General features: G+C 73.5%; 11 protein-coding genes. 2 read left to right on the top strand and 9 right to left on the bottom strand.

Features of this window, described 5'->3' with window-relative positions; all coding sequences use genetic code 11:
* The first annotated feature begins 146 nt into the window (after nt 1-146).
* Nucleotides 147-785 (top strand): pyridoxamine 5'-phosphate oxidase, encoded by a 639-nt coding sequence (pdxH, locus tag ACFWBT_RS03415; RefSeq protein WP_385695376.1) that lies wholly within the window; start codon nt 147-149, stop codon nt 783-785.
* A gap of 60 nt (nt 786-845) precedes the next feature.
* Here the strand turns inward: pdxH and ACFWBT_RS03420 are convergent, their stop codons facing one another.
* From ACFWBT_RS03420 to ACFWBT_RS03455, 8 genes are all read right to left on the bottom strand, one after another.
* Nucleotides 846-1,463, bottom strand: coding sequence for a TetR/AcrR family transcriptional regulator (locus tag ACFWBT_RS03420; protein ID WP_385695278.1), 618 nt, complete (start codon nt 1,461-1,463; stop codon nt 846-848).
* Nucleotides 1,451-2,185 (bottom strand): enoyl-CoA hydratase family protein, encoded by a 735-nt coding sequence (locus tag ACFWBT_RS03425; protein ID WP_385695281.1) that lies wholly within the window; start codon nt 2,183-2,185, stop codon nt 1,451-1,453. The genes ACFWBT_RS03420 and ACFWBT_RS03425 overlap by 13 nt, the downstream gene beginning before the upstream one ends.
* Nucleotides 2,182-3,747, bottom strand: coding sequence for a 4-coumarate--CoA ligase family protein (locus ACFWBT_RS03430; RefSeq protein WP_385695284.1), 1,566 nt, complete (start codon nt 3,745-3,747; stop codon nt 2,182-2,184). Before ACFWBT_RS03430 ends, ACFWBT_RS03425 begins: the two co-directional genes overlap by 4 nt.
* A gap of 17 nt (nt 3,748-3,764) precedes the next feature.
* Nucleotides 3,765-4,955, bottom strand: coding sequence for an acyl-CoA dehydrogenase family protein (locus tag ACFWBT_RS03435; RefSeq protein ID WP_385695287.1), 1,191 nt, complete (start codon nt 4,953-4,955; stop codon nt 3,765-3,767).
* 127 nt (nt 4,956-5,082) lie between these two features.
* Nucleotides 5,083-7,008, bottom strand: coding sequence for a biotin carboxylase N-terminal domain-containing protein (locus ACFWBT_RS03440; protein ID WP_385695289.1), 1,926 nt, complete (start codon nt 7,006-7,008; stop codon nt 5,083-5,085).
* Nucleotides 7,009-7,016: 8 nt separating this feature from the next.
* Nucleotides 7,017-8,615 carry an acyl-CoA carboxylase subunit beta gene (locus tag ACFWBT_RS03445; protein ID WP_385695292.1) on the bottom strand — a complete coding sequence of 533 codons (1,599 nt, stop codon included), beginning with the start codon at nt 8,613-8,615 and terminating at the stop codon, nt 7,017-7,019.
* Nucleotides 8,612-10,360, bottom strand: coding sequence for an acyclic terpene utilization AtuA family protein (locus ACFWBT_RS03450; protein WP_385695295.1), 1,749 nt, complete (start codon nt 10,358-10,360; stop codon nt 8,612-8,614). Before ACFWBT_RS03450 ends, ACFWBT_RS03445 begins: the two co-directional genes overlap by 4 nt.
* Nucleotides 10,361-10,383: 23 nt before the next feature.
* Nucleotides 10,384-11,187 (bottom strand): TIGR03084 family metal-binding protein, encoded by an 804-nt coding sequence (locus tag ACFWBT_RS03455; RefSeq protein WP_385695298.1) that lies wholly within the window; start codon nt 11,185-11,187, stop codon nt 10,384-10,386.
* Between the two features lie 339 nt (nt 11,188-11,526).
* Here ACFWBT_RS03455 and ACFWBT_RS03460 point away from each other — a divergent pair, with 339 nt between their 5' ends.
* Nucleotides 11,527-12,504, top strand: a complete 978-nt coding sequence (locus ACFWBT_RS03460) for a DMT family transporter (RefSeq protein WP_385695378.1) — start codon at nt 11,527-11,529, stop codon at nt 12,502-12,504.
* 19 nt (nt 12,505-12,523) lie between these two features.
* Here the strand turns inward: ACFWBT_RS03460 and ACFWBT_RS03465 are convergent, their stop codons facing one another.
* Nucleotides 12,524-15,460, bottom strand: coding sequence for an FAD-binding and (Fe-S)-binding domain-containing protein (locus ACFWBT_RS03465; protein ID WP_385695380.1), 2,937 nt, complete (start codon nt 15,458-15,460; stop codon nt 12,524-12,526).
* Nucleotides 15,461-15,833: the final 373 nt, after the last annotated feature.

Consider the following 15,833-nt stretch of genomic DNA (forward strand, 5'->3'; position numbering starts at 1 on the left):
CCCGCCCGCGGGAGCGGGCACGGATACGGCAGGATGACGGCGTGACCGATCGTTTCCCGGACGAATCCACGACCGAGCCCCTCATCCGGCGCGCGGCCGAGGCCGCCGAGGCCGCGGACGAGGAAATCGCCGCCGACCCCGCCGCCATGCGGGCCCACTACCGCGCCGAGGGCCTCGACGAGAGCGATCTCGCCGCGCACCCCATGGACCAGTTCTCCCGCTGGTTCAAGCAGGCGGCGCAGGCCGCGGTGCACGGCTTCGTGCACGAGCCGAACGCGATGGTCGTCTCCACGGCGGACGCCGAGGGCCGGCCCAGCTCGCGCACCGTGCTGCTCAAGCAGTACGACGAGCAGGGCTTCGTCTTCTACACCAACTACGACTCGCGCAAGGCCCTGGAGCTGGCCCGCAACCCGTACATCTCGCTGCTCTTCCCGTGGCACCCGATGGCCCGGCAGGTCATCGTCACCGGGACGGCGCGACGCACCGGCCGGGACGAGACCGCCGCGTACTTCCGCACCCGCCCGCACGGCTCCCAGCTCGGCGCCTGGGCGAGCACGCAGTCCACGGTCATCTCCTCGCGCGCCGAACTGGACGCCTCGTACGCGGAGCTGAGCGAGCGCTATCCGGAGGGCGAACAGGTGCCGGTGCCGCCGCACTGGGGAGGCTTCCGGATCGCCCCGCGGACGGTCGAGTTCTGGCAGGGCCGCGAGAACCGCCTCCACGACCGGCTCCGCTACGCGGCCGAGGCGGACGGCAGCTGGCGGATCGAGCGGCTCAGCCCCTGACCGGCGAGCGGTGCCGGCCCCGGCCGCCGCCCGCCCCCGGGCGTCCGGCCCCCGGCTCGCTCAGCCCAGCGCCTCCTCCACGATCGCGCCCCACTGCGCCACGACCCGCTCCCGGCGCGCCGCGTCATCGGTGAGCAGGTTCGCGAGGCCGAGCCCGCGCGCCATGTCGAGCAGTCCCTGCACCGTCTCGCGCACCCCGGGCCGGGACTCGTCCGCGCCCAGCAGGTCCACCGCGATGCGGTGGCTCTCGCGGCCTACGCGGGCTTCCAGTTCGGTCACCCGGGAACGGAGCGGGTGCTCGTTGGAGGCCGCGACCCACAGGTGCAGGGCGGCCCGGAACAGCGGCCCGGTGTAGAGGCCGACGAGGGCCGCGACGACGACACGCCGGTCGGCGGGGCCGTCCGGGAACAGGGCGCGCAGGGCGGTGGAGCGTTCCTCGGCGACGTATTCGACCGCCGCGGTGAAGAGGTCCTCACGGGTGGGGAAGTGGTGCTGGGCCGCGCCCCGGGACACCCCGGCGCGCTCGGCGACGACGGAGACCGTGGAGCCCGCCCAGCCGTGTTCGGCGAGACAGGCCACGGCGGCGGCCAGGAGCCGCTGCCGGGTGGCCCGGCTGCGGTCCTGTTTGGGGACGTGCGGAGTACGTGCCGCGTGCTCCGTCGCGCTCACACCACCCATGCGGGATCCCGTCGTTCGAGGAAGGCCGTCATCCCCTCGCGGGCCTGCGCGGAGGAGAACAGCCGGGCCGAGAGCGCGGTCAGGTCCGCCGCGTCCCGGTCGAAGGCCTCCAGCACCTTAGCCGTGAGCAGCTCCTTCGTCTCGGCGAGGCCTTGCGGGGACGACCGGCGCAGTCCGTCCAGAACGGGCGCGAGTACGGCGTCCACGTCCTCGCCGGCCGCCGTCAGGAGCCCCGTGCGGACCGCCTCGGCGGTGTCGAAGCGCTCGCCGGTGAGGTAGTAGCGGGCGAGGGCGCGCGGGTCGGTGCGCGGCAGCAGGGGGAGCGAGATCACGGCGGGGGCGACCCCGATGCGTACCTCCGTGAAGGCGAAGCTCGCCTCCGGGCCGGCCACCGCGATGTCGCAGGCCCCGAGCAGGCCGAGGCCGCCCGCCCGGACGTGCCCGGTCACCCGGGCCACGACGGGTCTGCGCAGCTCGACGATCTGCCGCAGCAGCCCGACGAAGGCGTCCGGATGCGGCGGTTCGCGCAGGTCGGCGCCCGCGCAGAAGGTGTTCCCGGTGTGGGTCAGGACGACCGCGCGGGTCTCGTCGTCCTTGCCGCAGCGGGTGAGCGCGTCGGCCAGCTCGCCCACGAGGGCGGCCGACAGGGCGTTGCGGTTGGCCGGCGAGTCGAGGGTGAGGGTGGTGACGGCGCGCTCCCGCGCCGTGCGGACGACGGTCATGAACGGCCTCGCAGTTCCCGGCGCAGGATCTTCCCGGAGGCCGCCCTCGGGACGGCGTCGATGAAGGTGACGAGTCGGACCCGCTTGTACGGGGCGACGCGCTCGGCGACGTGCATCATCACCTCTCCCTCGGACAGGTCGGCGGCGGCGGGCTGGCGCACCACGAAGGCGTGCGGGACTTCGTTGTGGTCCTCGTTGTAGGCCCCGACGACGGCGGCGTCGGCGATGCCGGGGTGGGTGAGCAGCAGCGCCTCCAGCTCGGCGGGGGCGACCTGGAAGCCCTTGTACTTGATGAGTTCCTTGACCCGGTCCACGACGAACAGCCAGCCGTCGGCGTCCACGCGGCCGACGTCCCCGGTGTGCAGCCAGCCGTCCGGGTCGATCATCGCGGCGGTCGCGTCGGGGCGGCCCAGATAGCCCTTCATGACCTGGGGACCCCGGACGACGATCTCGCCGGGCTCTCCGACGCCCAGGTCCTTGCCCGGGTCGTCGAGGGAGACGATGCGCATCTCGGTGCCCGCCACGAGCTTGCCGACGGTCCCCGGGGGCACGTCCTGGGCGTTCAGCGGGACGACGTGGGTGCCGGGCGACAGCTCCGTCATGCCGTACGCCTGGCCCACCGGCGGCAGCCCCAGCCGTGCCGAGCACGCGGCAGCGAGCGACGCGTCCAGGGGCGCGGCCGAACAGATGATGTATTCCAGGGACGACAGGTCGTACTCGGCGACCGCCGGATGCTTGGCGAGCGCGAGGACGATCGGCGGCGCCACGTACAGGCCGGTGATGCGGTGTTCCTGGATGGCGGCCAGGAACGTGTCGAGTTCGAAGCGGGGCAGGACGACGACGGTGGCGCCCTGCCTCAGGGGCGCGTTCATCAGGGCCGTCAGCCCGTAGATGTGGAAGAACGGCAGCACGGCGAGGATGCGGTCGCCGGGGCCCATCGGCATGGCCGGCGAGAGCTGCGCGAGATTGGTGGCTATGGAGCGGTGGGTGAGCATCACGCCCTTGGGGACGCCGGTGGTGCCCGAGGAGTACGGGAGCGCCGCCACGTCCTCCACGGGGTCGATGTCGACCTGCGGTTCGGGGGCGGAACCGCTCAGCAGGTCGGCCAGCGAACGGTGTCCGGGTGCCGGGTCGCACACGAAGATCTCCCGTACCCCGCCCGCGAGTTCGGCGGCCTGCCGGGCCGCGTCCAGCAGGGGCGAGACGGTCACGATCCAGCGGGCCGAGGAGTCCCGCAGCTGTTTGGCGAACTCCTCCGGAGTGGCGAGCGGGTGCACCGTCGTGACCGACGCCCCGGCGCGCGTGGCCCCGTAGAAGACCGTCGGGAAGGCGATGGTGTTCGGGCTGTGCAGGGCCAGCACATCGCCCTTGCGCAGCCCCGCCTCGGCCAGCGCGGCGGCCAGTCGCCGGTGGAACAGGTCGAGTTGGGCGTAGGTGAGCGTGGTCCCGTCGACGCCGTCGACGAGCGCGGGTGTGTCGCCGCGCTCGGCGGCGTGGCCCAGGACGGCGTCGTGGATGGGTTCCTCGACGGCCGGTACATCGGCGTACTCGCTGCGGAACACGGTTCCTCCTAGAGCGGTCAGTACGACTTGGGCAGACCCAGGGTCTGGTGGGAGACGTAGTTGAGAATCATCTCCCTGCTCACCGGCGCGATACGAGACACGCGCGCCGCCGTAATCAGCGAGGCGAGGCCGAACTCCCGCGTGAGGCCGTTGCCGCCGAGGGTGTGCACGGCCTGGTCGACGGCCCGTACGCAGGCCTCCCCCGCCGCGTACTTGGCCATGTTGGCGGCCTCCCCGGCCCCGATGTCGTCCCCCGAGTCGTACAGGAACGCCGCCTTCTGCATCATCAGCCGGGCCAGTTCGAGTTCGATGTGGGCCTGCGCCAGCGGGTGCGCGATGGCCTGGTGCGCGCCGATCGGCGCCTTCCAGACGGTGCGCTCCCGCGCGTACCCGACGGCCTTGGCGAGCGCGAAACGGCCCATGCCGATCGCGAACGCGGCCGTCATCACGCGCTCCGGGTTGAGCCCGGCGAACAGTTGCAGCAGCCCCGCGTCCTCTCCCCCACTGCCGAAAGCGTGGGAGGGGCCCCCACCCACGAGCGCGTCGGCCGGCAGCCGTACGTCGTCCAGGGTGAGCTCGAACTGCTTCTCGGCGCTGGCCAGTTCCATGTCGATCTGCCGCCGCCCGAAACCCTCGGTGTCGCGCGGGACGATGAACAGGCAGGGCTTGAGGCTGCCCGTGCGCGCGTCCTCCGTGCGGCCCACGATGAGCGTGGCGTCGGCGATGTCGACGCCGGAGATGAACACCTTGCGGCCGTTCAGGACCCAGTCGGTGCCGTCACGGCGGGCCGTGGTGGTGATCCGGTGCGAGTTGGAGCCGGCGTCGGGCTCGGTGATGCCGAACGCCATGGTGCGGGTGCCGTCCGAGAGGCCCGGCAGCCACCGCCGCTTCTGCTCCTCGGTCCCGAAGCGGGCGATGACCGTGCCGCAGATGGCGGGCGAGACGACGAGCATCAGCAGCGGGCAGCCCGCCGCGCCCAACTCCTCCAGCACGATCGACAGTTCCGCGATGCCGCCGCCTCCGCCGCCGTACTCCTCCGGGAGGTTCACCCCCAGGTAGCCGAGCTTGCCCGCCTCGGACCAGAGCTCGTCGGGGTGGCCGCCCTCGGCGACGGCCTTGGTGAGGTACTCGCGGCCGTAGCGCTTGCCTAGAGCGGCGACCGCGGAACGCAGCGCCTTGTGTTCGTCGGTCTCTGTGACAGGACTCATGACGGCTCCTCGGTACGGAGGTTCGGAGGTTCGGAACGGAAAGTGCGGCCTGTACCTGGCTGTTCGCGCCCGCGCGGCTCAGGTCCGCGCGGTGGTGCGGCCCGGCGCCCCGGCACCGGGCGCGTTCTCACCGGGCGTCGTCCCGCGGTGCCTGATCCTGCGCGGTCTGCTCCTGCGCGGCCTGCTCCCGCGGCACCGGTTCCCGCGCTGCCGCCTCCTGTACGACGGCCAGCAGCGCGCCCACCTCGACCTGCTGCCCGACGACGGCGTGCAGGGCGCTGAGCGTTCCTGTCGTCGGCGCGGAGATCCTGTGCTCCATCTTCATCGCCTCCAGCCACAGCAGGGGTTCGCCCGCCCGCACGACGGCACCCTCGGCCAGTCCCTCGGCGACCCGGACGACGGTGCCCGGCATCGGCGCGAGCAGCGAACCGGGAGCCCGGTCCGCGGCCGGATCGGGGAAGCGGGGCAGCGCGGTCAGCGCGGTGGCGTTCACGAAGACCTGGCCGTCGGCGTACCGCGCGACCTCGAACGTCCGCCGTACGCCGTCCACTTCGAGGACGACACGGTCCGCGTCGGCGTGCGCCACCCGCACCCCGTCGGCCGCGAGCCCCGCACGAGTGTGCCGGTAGGTGACCTCGTGCTCGGCGCCGTGCATCAGATAGCGCTTGGTCTGCGGCTGCGACGCCAGGTTCCGCCAGCCGCCGAACCGCGAACGGCCGTGCGCGTCGGCCAGAGCGGCGGCCAGCGGGGCGTACGGATCGGGAGCGGGCTCGGTCAGCGCGGCGAGGTGCCGGTCGTAGAAGCCCGTGTCCATCCGGGCCCCGGCGAACTCCTCGTGCCGCAGCGACCGCACGAGGAGATCCCTGTTGGTGACCGGCCCGTGGATCGTGGCCCGCTCCAGCGCGCCGGACAGTTTCCGCAGGGCCTCCGCGCGCGTTCCGGCGTGCGCGACGACCTTCGCGAGCATCGGGTCGTAGTGGATGCCGACGCCGTCCCCGTCGGTGAAACCCGTGTCCAGCCGCACGCCGTCCGGGACGGCGATCCGGTGCAGCGTGCCCGTCTGCGGCGCCCACGCGCCCGCCGGGTCCTCCGCGTACAGCCGGGCCTCCACCGCGTGGCCCCGCGCGCGCGGGGGGTCGCTCTCCAGCCGCTCCCCCTCCGCGACCCGGAGCTGCAGGGCCACCAGATCGACCCCGAACACCGCCTCCGTCACCGGGTGCTCGACCTGGAGACGGGTGTTCATCTCCAGGAAGTGCGCCGTGCCGTCGGCGACCAGGAACTCGACCGTGCCGGCGCCGACGTAGTCCACCGCGCGGGCGGCCCGCACGGACAGGTCGTACAGCGTCCGTGTGAGCTCGTCGTCGAGCCCGGGAGCCGGCGCCTCCTCGATGACCTTCTGATGACGCCGCTGGAGGGAACAGTCCCGCGTGCCCAGCGGCCAGACCGTGCCGTGCGCGTCGGCCAGGATCTGCACCTCGACGTGCCGGCCGCCCTCCACGTACGGCTCGACGAACACCTCCCCGTCCCCGAAGGCGCTCAGGGCCTCCGCGCGGGCCGCCTCCAGCTCGGCGTCGAGGTCGGCCAGTTCGCGGACGATCCGCATCCCGCGCCCGCCGCCGCCCGCGGCCGCCTTGACCAGCACCGGCAGGTCCGCCGCGGTGACCCGCTCCAGCGGGGCGAGTCCCATCAGCTTCTTCGCACGGGTCTTGGAGGCCATCGCCTCGATCGCCTCCGGCGACGGACCGACCCACACCAGCCCCGCGTCGATCACCGCCCGCGCGAAACCGGCGTTCTCCGACAGGAACCCGTACCCCGGGTGCACGGCGTCCGCGCCCGCGTCCAGCGCGGCCCGCACGATCAGCTCGCCCCGCAGATACGTCTCCGAGGGCGCCGCGCCCGGCAACCGCACCGCCGCGTCCGCCACCCGCGCGTGCAGGGCGTTCTCGTCCGCGTCGGAATACACCGCGACGGTGCGCACCCCCGCCTCGCGACAGGTACGGAAGACCCGGCAGGCGATCTCGCCCCGGTTGGCGACCAGCAGACTCGAAATCACGTGATTCCTCACATCCGGAAGACGCCGAAGCCACCGCGCGCGCCCTCGAAGGGCGCCGTGTGGATCGCGGACAGGCACAGGCCGAGGACGGTGCGGGTGTCGCGCGGGTCGATGACCCCGTCGTCGTACAGCCGCCCGGACAGGAACATCGGCAGCGACTCGGACTCGATCTGCTGCTCGACCATGGCGCGCAGCGCCGCGTCCGCGTCGTCGTCGTAGGGCTGCCCCTTCGCGGCGGCCGACTGCCGGGCGACGATCGACAGGACGCCCGCGAGCTGCTGCGGTCCCATCACGGCCGACTTGGCGCTGGGCCACGCGAACAGGAAGCGGGGGTCGTAGGCGCGCCCGCACATCCCGTAGTGGCCGGCGCCGTAGGAGGCGCCCATCAGCACCGACAGATGCGGGACCCGCGAGTTGCTCACCGCGTTGATCATCATCGCGCCGTGCTTGATGATGCCGCCCTGCTCGTACTCCCTGCCGACCATGTAGCCGGTGGTGTTGTGCAGGAAGAGCAGCGGGATGTCGCGCTGGTTGGCCAGCTGGATGAACTGGGCGGCCTTCTGGGACTCGGCGCTGAACAGCACGCCCTGGGCGTTGGCGAGGATGCCGACCGGATAGCCGTGCAGGCTCGCCCAGCCGGTGGTCAGGCTCGTCCCGTACAGCGGCTTGAACTCGTCGAAGTCCGAGCCGTCGACGATCCGGGCGATGACCTCACGCGGATCGAACGGATGCTTGAGATCGCCCGGGACGATCCCCAGGAGTTCGTCCTCGTCGTACTTCGGGGGCGCCGCCGGAGCGGGATCGCCGTACGCCTTGCGGTGGTTGAGACGGGCGACCACCCGCCGGGCCTGCCGGAGCGCGTCCCGCTCGTCGACGGCGAAGTGGTCCGCGAGGCCCGACACGCGCGCGTGCATCTCGGCGCCGCCCAGCGACTCGTCGTCGCTCTCCTCGCCCGTGGCCATCTTCACCAGCGGCGGCCCGCCGAGAAAGACCTTCGCCCGTTCCTTGACCATGATCACGTGATCGGACATGCCGGGGACGTACGCGCCCCCGGCCGTCGAGTTCCCGAAGACCACGGCCACCGTGGGGATGCCCGCCGCCGACAACCGGGTGATGTCACGGAAGATCGCACCCCCGGGGATGAAGATCTCCTTCTGCGACGGCAGATCCGCGCCGCCCGACTCGACCAGACTGATACAGGGAAGCCGGTTCGCGAGCGCGATGTCGTTCGCCCGCAGCGCCTTCTTCAGGCTCCACGGGTTGCTGGCACCGCCGCGCACCGTCGGGTCGTTCGCCGTGATCAGGCACTCGACGCCCTCGACGACGCCGATCCCGGTGACGAGCGAGGCGCCCACCGCGTAGTCGCTGCCCCAGGCCGCGAGCGGCGACAGCTCCAGGAAGGGCGTGTCCGGGTCGAGCAGCAGCTCGATCCGCTCACGGGCCAGGAGCTTGCCGCGTCCGCGGTGCCGGGCGACGTACTTCTCGCCGCCGCCCGCCAGCGCCTTGGCATGCTCGGACTCCAGATCGGCGAGCTTGCCGACCATGGCCTCGCGATGGGCCGCGTACTCGGGACTCTTGATGTCGAGCGCGGAGGAAAGCACGGTCACAGCAGGGCCTCCGGGATATCCAGGTGACGGGAGCGCAGCCATTCGCCGAGGGCCTTGGCCTGGGGGTCGAAGCGGGCCTGGGAGGCGACGCCCTCGCCGAGGATCCCCTCGACCACGAAGTTGAGGGCGCGGAGGTTGGGAAGGACGTGACGGACGACCTTCAGATCACGGGTCTCCGGCAGCAGACTCCGGAACGTGTCCGTCGTCAGGTGATGGGCCAGCCACCGCCAGGCGCCGTCCGTGCGCGCCCAGACGCCGACGTTGGCGTTCCCGCCCTTGTCCCCGCTGCGCGCCCCCGCGACCCGTCCGAGCGGGGCCCGCCGGGTCGGCCCCGCGGGCAACGGCACGGGCAGGGGCGGCTCTTCGGGGGTTTCCGGTACGAGGGTGTCGTGGGCCGGGGGCACGGCGACCCGGCGCCCGTCGTGGAGGACCGCCACATGATCCACGGCGTCCTGGGGGACGTACACGTCCTCGAAGACCCCGTAGGGCGAGCCCGGGCCGGGCGGCGCCATCACATGGAATCCGGGGTAGCTCGCCAGCGCCAGTTCCACGGCGGCTCCGCTCAGCGCCCGTCCGACCGCCCTCTGGTCCTGGTCGCGCACGACGAGGCGGAGCAGGGCGCTCGCGGTCTCCTCGGTGGGGGCGTCGGGGTGGTCGGTGCGGGAGAGGTCCCAGCGGACCTCCGCCGGGCGGGACTCGGCGGTGTCGAAGGCGGCCTCCAGCTGGGCCCGCACGAGCTCCGCCTTGCATTCGATGTCGAGCCCCGTCAGGACGAAGACGACCTCGTTGCGGAAGCCGCCGAGCCGGTTGAGGCCGACCTTGAGGGTCGGCGGCGGAGCCTCCCCGCGCACGCCGTCGATCCTCACCCGGTCCGGGCCCTCCTGGGTGAGCGCGACCGTGTCGAGGCGGGCGGTGACGTCGGGCCCCGCGTACCGGGCGCCCTGCGTCTCGTACAGGAGCTGCGCGGTGACCGTGCCGACGTCGACGAGGCCGCCGGTGCCGTCGTGCTTGGTGATGACGCTCGACCCGTCCTCGTGGAGTTCGGCGAGCGGGAAGCCGGGGTGGCGCAGCCGGGCCGGGTCGTGGTCGGCGAAGAAGGCGTAGTTGCCGCCGGTGGCCTGGGTGCCGCACTCCAGGACGTGCCCGGCGACGACGGCGCCCGCGAGCCGGTCGTGGTCGTCCGGCCCCCAGCCGAAGTGGGCGACGGCGGGCCCGGTGACCAGCGCGGCGTCGGTGACGCGCCCGGTGACGACGATGTCCGCGCCCTCGCGCAGACAGGCGGCGATGCCCGCCCCGCCCAGGTAGGCGTGCGCGGCGAGGGTGCCGGCGGGGATCCCCCCTGGTCGAGCGAGGCCGAGAGCTTGGGGGTTCGTGAGGTCGTCGCCCTCGACATGGGCGACGCGCGCCGGGATGCCGAGCCGGCCGGCCAGCTCCCGCACGGCGTCGGCGAGTCCGGCCGGGTTCAGGCCGCCCGCGTTCGTGACGAGACGTACGCCGCGCTCGTGGGCGAGGCCGAGGCACTCCTCCAGCTGGCGCAGGAAGGTCTTGGCGTAGCCGCGCCCGGGGTCCTTCAGCCGGTCGCGGCCGAGGATCAGCATGGTCAGTTCGGCGAGGTAGTCGCCGGTCAGGACGTCGAGCGGGCCGCCGGTGAGCATCTCGCGCAGCGCGTCGAAGCGGTCGCCGTAGAAGCCGGAGGCGTTGCCGATGCGCAGCGGGCGGGCCGGGGTCGCGGCTCCCCCGGTCACCGGCCGGCCTCCTTGCTCCCCGGTCACCGGCCGGCCTCCTTGGGCTCCCGCCCGGCACCCGGCGGACCGGCGAAGGCCTGCGCGATGTCCAGCCAGCGGTCGGCGTCGGGGCCCTCCGCCCGTACGGCGAGATCGGCGCGGTGGGCGCGCTGGGTCACCAGCAGGCAGAAGTCGAGGGCGGGGCCGGTGACACGCTGCGGGGCGTCGGCCGGGCCGTAGGTCCACAGCTCGCCGGAGGGGCCTTGGAGTTCCACGCGGAACTCCTCGGCGGGTGCGGTGAGGCCGTGCACGATGAAGGCGAAGCCACGGGCCCGTACGCCGATTCGGGCCACATGCTTGAGCCGGTCGGTGGGTGGGCGCACCACACCCAGAGCGTCGGCCACGTCCTGTCCGTGGGCCCAGGTCTCCATGAGGCGCCCGGTAGCCATGGAGGCGACCGACATGGGCGGGCCGTACCAGGGGAACCGGGTTCCGGCGGGTGCCGCGCGCAGGGCCGTCTCCAGGGCGGTCCGTCCTTCGCGCCAGCCGGCCAGCAGCCGGGCGGGCGGCTGTGCGGCGCCCTCGTCCGCGCCCTCGTCGACGAAGCCGTCGGGAGAGGCGAGCGCCTTCTCGACCTCCTTCGCGAAGGCCTCGGCGTCGGTGACGGCGAGCAGGGCGGACCGGTCGGTCCAGGCGAGATGCGCGATCTGGTGGGCGACGGTCCAGCCCGCGGCGGGCGTGCCGAGGGCCCACTGTCCCTCGCCCAACTCCCCTACCAGCCGGTCGAGTTCCTCACTCTCCCGGTGCAGATCGTCGATCACGGAGACCACGGACGACGCGTCGGACACGATGCGCTCCCCTCGGGACACGACGGTGTGTGGCACGGAGCATGGCAGCGCCGGAAGAAACAAGCAAGCATGCTTGCATTAATTCAGGCGGACGCCGGGGCGCGGTCCGGAACGGAAGCCGCCGCCCCTAAGCCGCCGCCCCGCGGTCCCACCCGGCGACGGTACGTGCGGCGTGCCGGACGGGGCCCGGACGTCCGGCGCGGGCACGCGCCTCCTCGGGCGACCCGGGCCATTCTTTGAGACAGTTGCATAACGAGTTCACACGCCTGACCGAGTCCATTACTCTGGACTGGCAGGTGCAGCATGATGAACGAACGCGCCGATCCCCTGGAAGGTCCCGTGAACACCCCCAGCGCCGCCCCGTCCTCCCCGGCCTCGGCCGCCCCCGCCCTGGCGCCCGTGCCCGCGGCCGGTGCGCCCACGGCGGACGGTTCCGGTCGGCGTGGTGCCCTCGGACCCGTGGGCCTGGTGCTCGCCGGAGGGATCTCCGTGCAGTTCGGCGGAGCTCTCGCGGTGAGCCTGATGCCCAGGGTGGGCGCCCTCGGCGTGGTGACGCTGCGACTGGTGGTGGCCGCGATCGTGCTGCTGCTGGTCTGCCGTCCGAAGGTGCGCGGACACTCGCGCGCCGACTGGAACACGGTGGTCGTCTTCGGCTTCACCATGGCCGCGATGAACGGCCTCTTCTACCAGGCGGTCGCCCGCATCCCGCTCGGCACGGCGGTCACGCTCGAAGTGCTCGGCCCGCTCGCCCTCTCCGTCCTCACCTCCCGCCGCGCCGTGAACCTGCTCTGGGCGGGCCTCGCCCTCGGCGGCGTCTTCCTGCTCGGCGGCGGCGGAGGCTTCAGCAGCCTCGACCCCGCGGGTGTCGCCTTCGCCCTGGGCGCGGGCGCCATGTGGGCGGCGTACATCATCTTCAGCGCGCGGACGGGCAGACGCTTCCCCCAGGCCGACGGCCTCGCCCTGGCCATGGTGGTGGCGGCGGTGGTGTTCCTGCCGCTCGGGATCGTCGAGTCGGGCTCGAAGCTCCTCGTCCCGACGACGGTCGCCCTGGGAGCCGCGGTGGCCATGCTCTCCTCGGTCCTCCCCTACACCCTCGAACTCCTCGCCCTGCGCCGCCTCCCCGCCGCCACCTTCGCCATCCTGATGAGCCTGGAACCGGCCGTGGCCGCCACCGCCGGCTTCCTCGTCCTGGATCAGGCCCTCTCCCTCACCGAGTCCCTGGCCATCGCCCTGGTCATCGCGGCGAGCATGGGCGCGGTGCGCACCCAGGTGGGCCGCGGGAAGGCCAAGGGCCTCAAGGCGAACCTGGACGGATAGCGGTCGAACATCGGTGTACTTACGCGGATCCCGCTGGCCCGCCGCCCCGCGAACCGTTCTCCAGGGCCTCTGCCAGTACCTCCGCCAGGTGGCGGCCGCGCCGGTCGGTCAGGTGGGCCAGCTGGGTGCGGCAGGAGAAGCCGTCGGCGAGGATCACCGCGGTGTCGTCGGCCGCCCGGACGGCCGGGAGCAGCTGTTCCTCGGCGCAGGCCTTCGACACCTCCTCATGGCCCTTCTCGAAGCCGAAATTGCCCGCGAGGCCGCAGCAGCCCCCGGCGAGGGTGCCGGTCAGACCGGCCGCGTCGCGCAGCCGGCGTTCGGCGGCGTCGCCCAGGACCGCGTGCTGGTGGCAGTGCGTCTGGCCGACGGCCGGGCGGTCGACGCGGGGCGGCGTCCAGCCCGGAGCGTGCCGTTCCAGTGCCTCCGCGAAGGTCACCACCGCCGCCGCCAGCCGCGCCGCGCGCGGGTCGTCGTGCAGCAGCTCGGGGAGGTCCGTGCGCAGCGCGGCGGCGCAGCTCGGCTCCAGGACGACGACCGAGAGGTCCTCCAGGTCGAGGTAGGGCTCCATGAGGTCGAGGGTGCGGCGGAGCACGGTGCGGGCGCGGTCGAGCTGGCCGGTCGAGACGTACGTCAGTCCGCAGCAGACGCGCCGGCGGCGGCGCGGCAGCAGTGTGCTGAGGCGGAGGGGGCCCCGGGTGACCCCGTCGCCGATGGGCCCGTGCCGCATCGCCGTCCGCGGGGGCAGCAGCACGGCCAGTCCCGCGGCCTCCAGTACCCGCACGGCCGCGCGTCCGACGGACGGTGCCAGGTGTTCGGTGAAGGTGTCCGGCCATACGAGGACCGTCTTCCCGCCGAAGCCCGGGAACAGCTCGTCCGCGTTCCGTCGCTCCCCGGCCCGGCCCTCGCGTCCCCGGCGCACGTACGCCCGTACGCGGTCCCGGAACCGTCTCGACCACCACTGGCTGAACGTCTCCGGCGCCAGGCGTGGGATCTCCCGTTCGGGCGCGATGCCGCCCAGGCGCTTGGCGAGGGCGGCCAGCGGGCGCAGGGCCGCGAGGGAGTTGACGAGCCGTGCCGAGCGGGTGCGGGTGACCGCCGCGAGCCAGGCCGGCAGCCGGCCCATGGTGTAGTGCGCGGCGGGGCGGCGGCGGCCCGCGTAGTGGTGGTGGAGGAACTCCGCCTTGTAGGTGGCCATGTCGACGCCGACCGGGCAGTCGGACCTGCATCCCTTGCACGACAGGCACAGGTCCAGCGCGTCGCGGACCTCCGTCGAACGCCATCCGTCGGTGACGATCTCGCCGGCCAGCATCTCGTGCAGCAGCCGGGCCCGCCCGCGCGTGGAGTGCGCCTCCTCGCCGGTCGCGCGGAAGGAGGGACACATGACCTCCGCGCCGCCCGGCACGGAGGCCGTACGGCACTTGGCGACGCCCACGCAGCGGCGCACCGCCGCCGAGAAGTCCCCGCCGTCCGCCGGGTAACCGAACTCCACGTCCACCGGGCGGTGCGGCAGCACCGCGAACCGCAGGTTCTCGTCCAGCCGGTGCGGGCGGACGAGCATGCCGGGGTTGAGCAGGCCGTCCGGGTCCCAGAGGTCCTTCGCCCGTTCGAAGAGGCGGACCATCCCGGCGCCGTACATCTCCGGCAGCAGTTCCGCGCGCGCCTGCCCGTCCCCGTGCTCGCCGGACAGGGAGCCGCCGTGGGAGACGACGAGGCGGGCGACCTCCTCCGAGAAGCGGCGGAAGCGGGCGACGCCCACCGGGGAGATCAGGTCGAAGTCGATCCGGACGTGGATGCAACCGTCGCCGAAGTGCCCGTACGGCGTGCCGCGCAGCCCGTGGTCCGCGAGCAGGCGCCGGAAGTCGCGGAGGTAGGCGCCCAGCCGGGCGGGCGGCACGGCGCAGTCCTCCCAGCCGGGCCATGCCTCGCCGCCGGGGCCGCGGCCCCGGCCGGGCGGGGAGCCGTTCTCGGGGGCGAGCATCCGGGTCGCCGTGCCGCTCGCGTCCTCCCGCAGCCGCCACAGCGCCCGCTGCCCCGCCGGATCGGTGACCACCAGGGCGGCCCGTACGTCCGCCGCCCGCACGATCGCGTCCGCACGCGCGCGTGCCTCCGCCGGTGACCCGCCGCCCGTCTCCACGAACAGCCAGGCCCCGCCGCGCGGCAGTCCCGCGTCGGCGCGTACGAGATCGGCGGCCATCCCCTCCACGGTCAGCGGCCGGTGCGGCAGCAGACCGGCGGCGGCGTCGGCCGCCGCGCTCTCGTCGGGGTAGGCGAGGACGGCCAGGGCCCGCGCGCGGGGGGCCTCGACCAGTCGTACGACCGCTTCGGTGAGGACGCCCCAGGTGCCCTCGGAGCCGCAGAAGGCGCGGGCCACGTCCGCGCCCCGCTCGGGCAGGAGCGCGTCGAGGGCGTACCCGGAGATCCGTCGCGGGAGGTCCGGGAAGCCGGTCCTCAGCAGCGCCAACTCGCTCTCGACCAGGGCCTGGAGGCCGTCCGGGGCGCCCTGTCCGTCCCGGCCGAGGCGGAACGACTGCCCGCGCGCGCCGACGACCGACAGTTCCCGCACGTTGTCCGCCGTGGTGCCCCAGGCGACCGAGTGGGAGCCGCAGGAGTTGTTGCCGATCATTCCGCCGAGGGTGCAGCGGCTGTGGGTGGAGGGGTCGGGGCCGAAGCGCAGGCCGTGCGGGGCGGCGGCTTCCTGGAGGCGGTCGAGGACGGCACCGGGCTGGACGACGGCCGTACGCGCGTCCGGGTCGAGCGCGACGATCCGGTTCATGTGGCGGGTGAAGTCCAGGACGACTCCGGTGCCCGTGGCCTGTCCGGCGATCGAGGTGCCGCCGCCGCGCGGCACGACCGGCACCCCGTGGGCGCGGCACACCGCGAGAACCGCGGTCACGTCGTCGGCGTCGCGCGGGGCCACGACGCCGAGCGGTACGCGCCGGTAGTTGGAGGCGTCCATGGTGGTCAGCGCCCGTGCCGTGGCGTCGAAGGAGACCTCGCCGCGCACGGCCTCGACCAGCTCGGACCGCAGCCTCTCCGGGAGCCCTTCCGGTGCCCCCTCGGGAAGCCCGTCCGGCACGCCCCCGGAAGGTCCACCGAGCCGTCCACCGCTCCGTCCCCGGGTCCGCCCCCGAGGCCTCCCCCCGGGTCGCCCCTCCGGCAGTCCGTCCGGCCGTCCACCCAGATCCGTCATGTCTCCAGGATGCCGCCGGGCACGGGTACCGGCCGCCCGGCCGCGCATCCGAAAGGCCCCGATATGCGGCGGCGATCATGAAACCGCTTCCCGAACCTTCCCAATCCGATCACGAACTCCCATATAGTGACCGCGAGTT

Source organism: Streptomyces sp. NPDC060027, from assembly GCF_042737005.1.
In the GTDB taxonomy this organism is placed as follows: domain Bacteria; phylum Actinomycetota; class Actinomycetes; order Streptomycetales; family Streptomycetaceae; genus Streptomyces.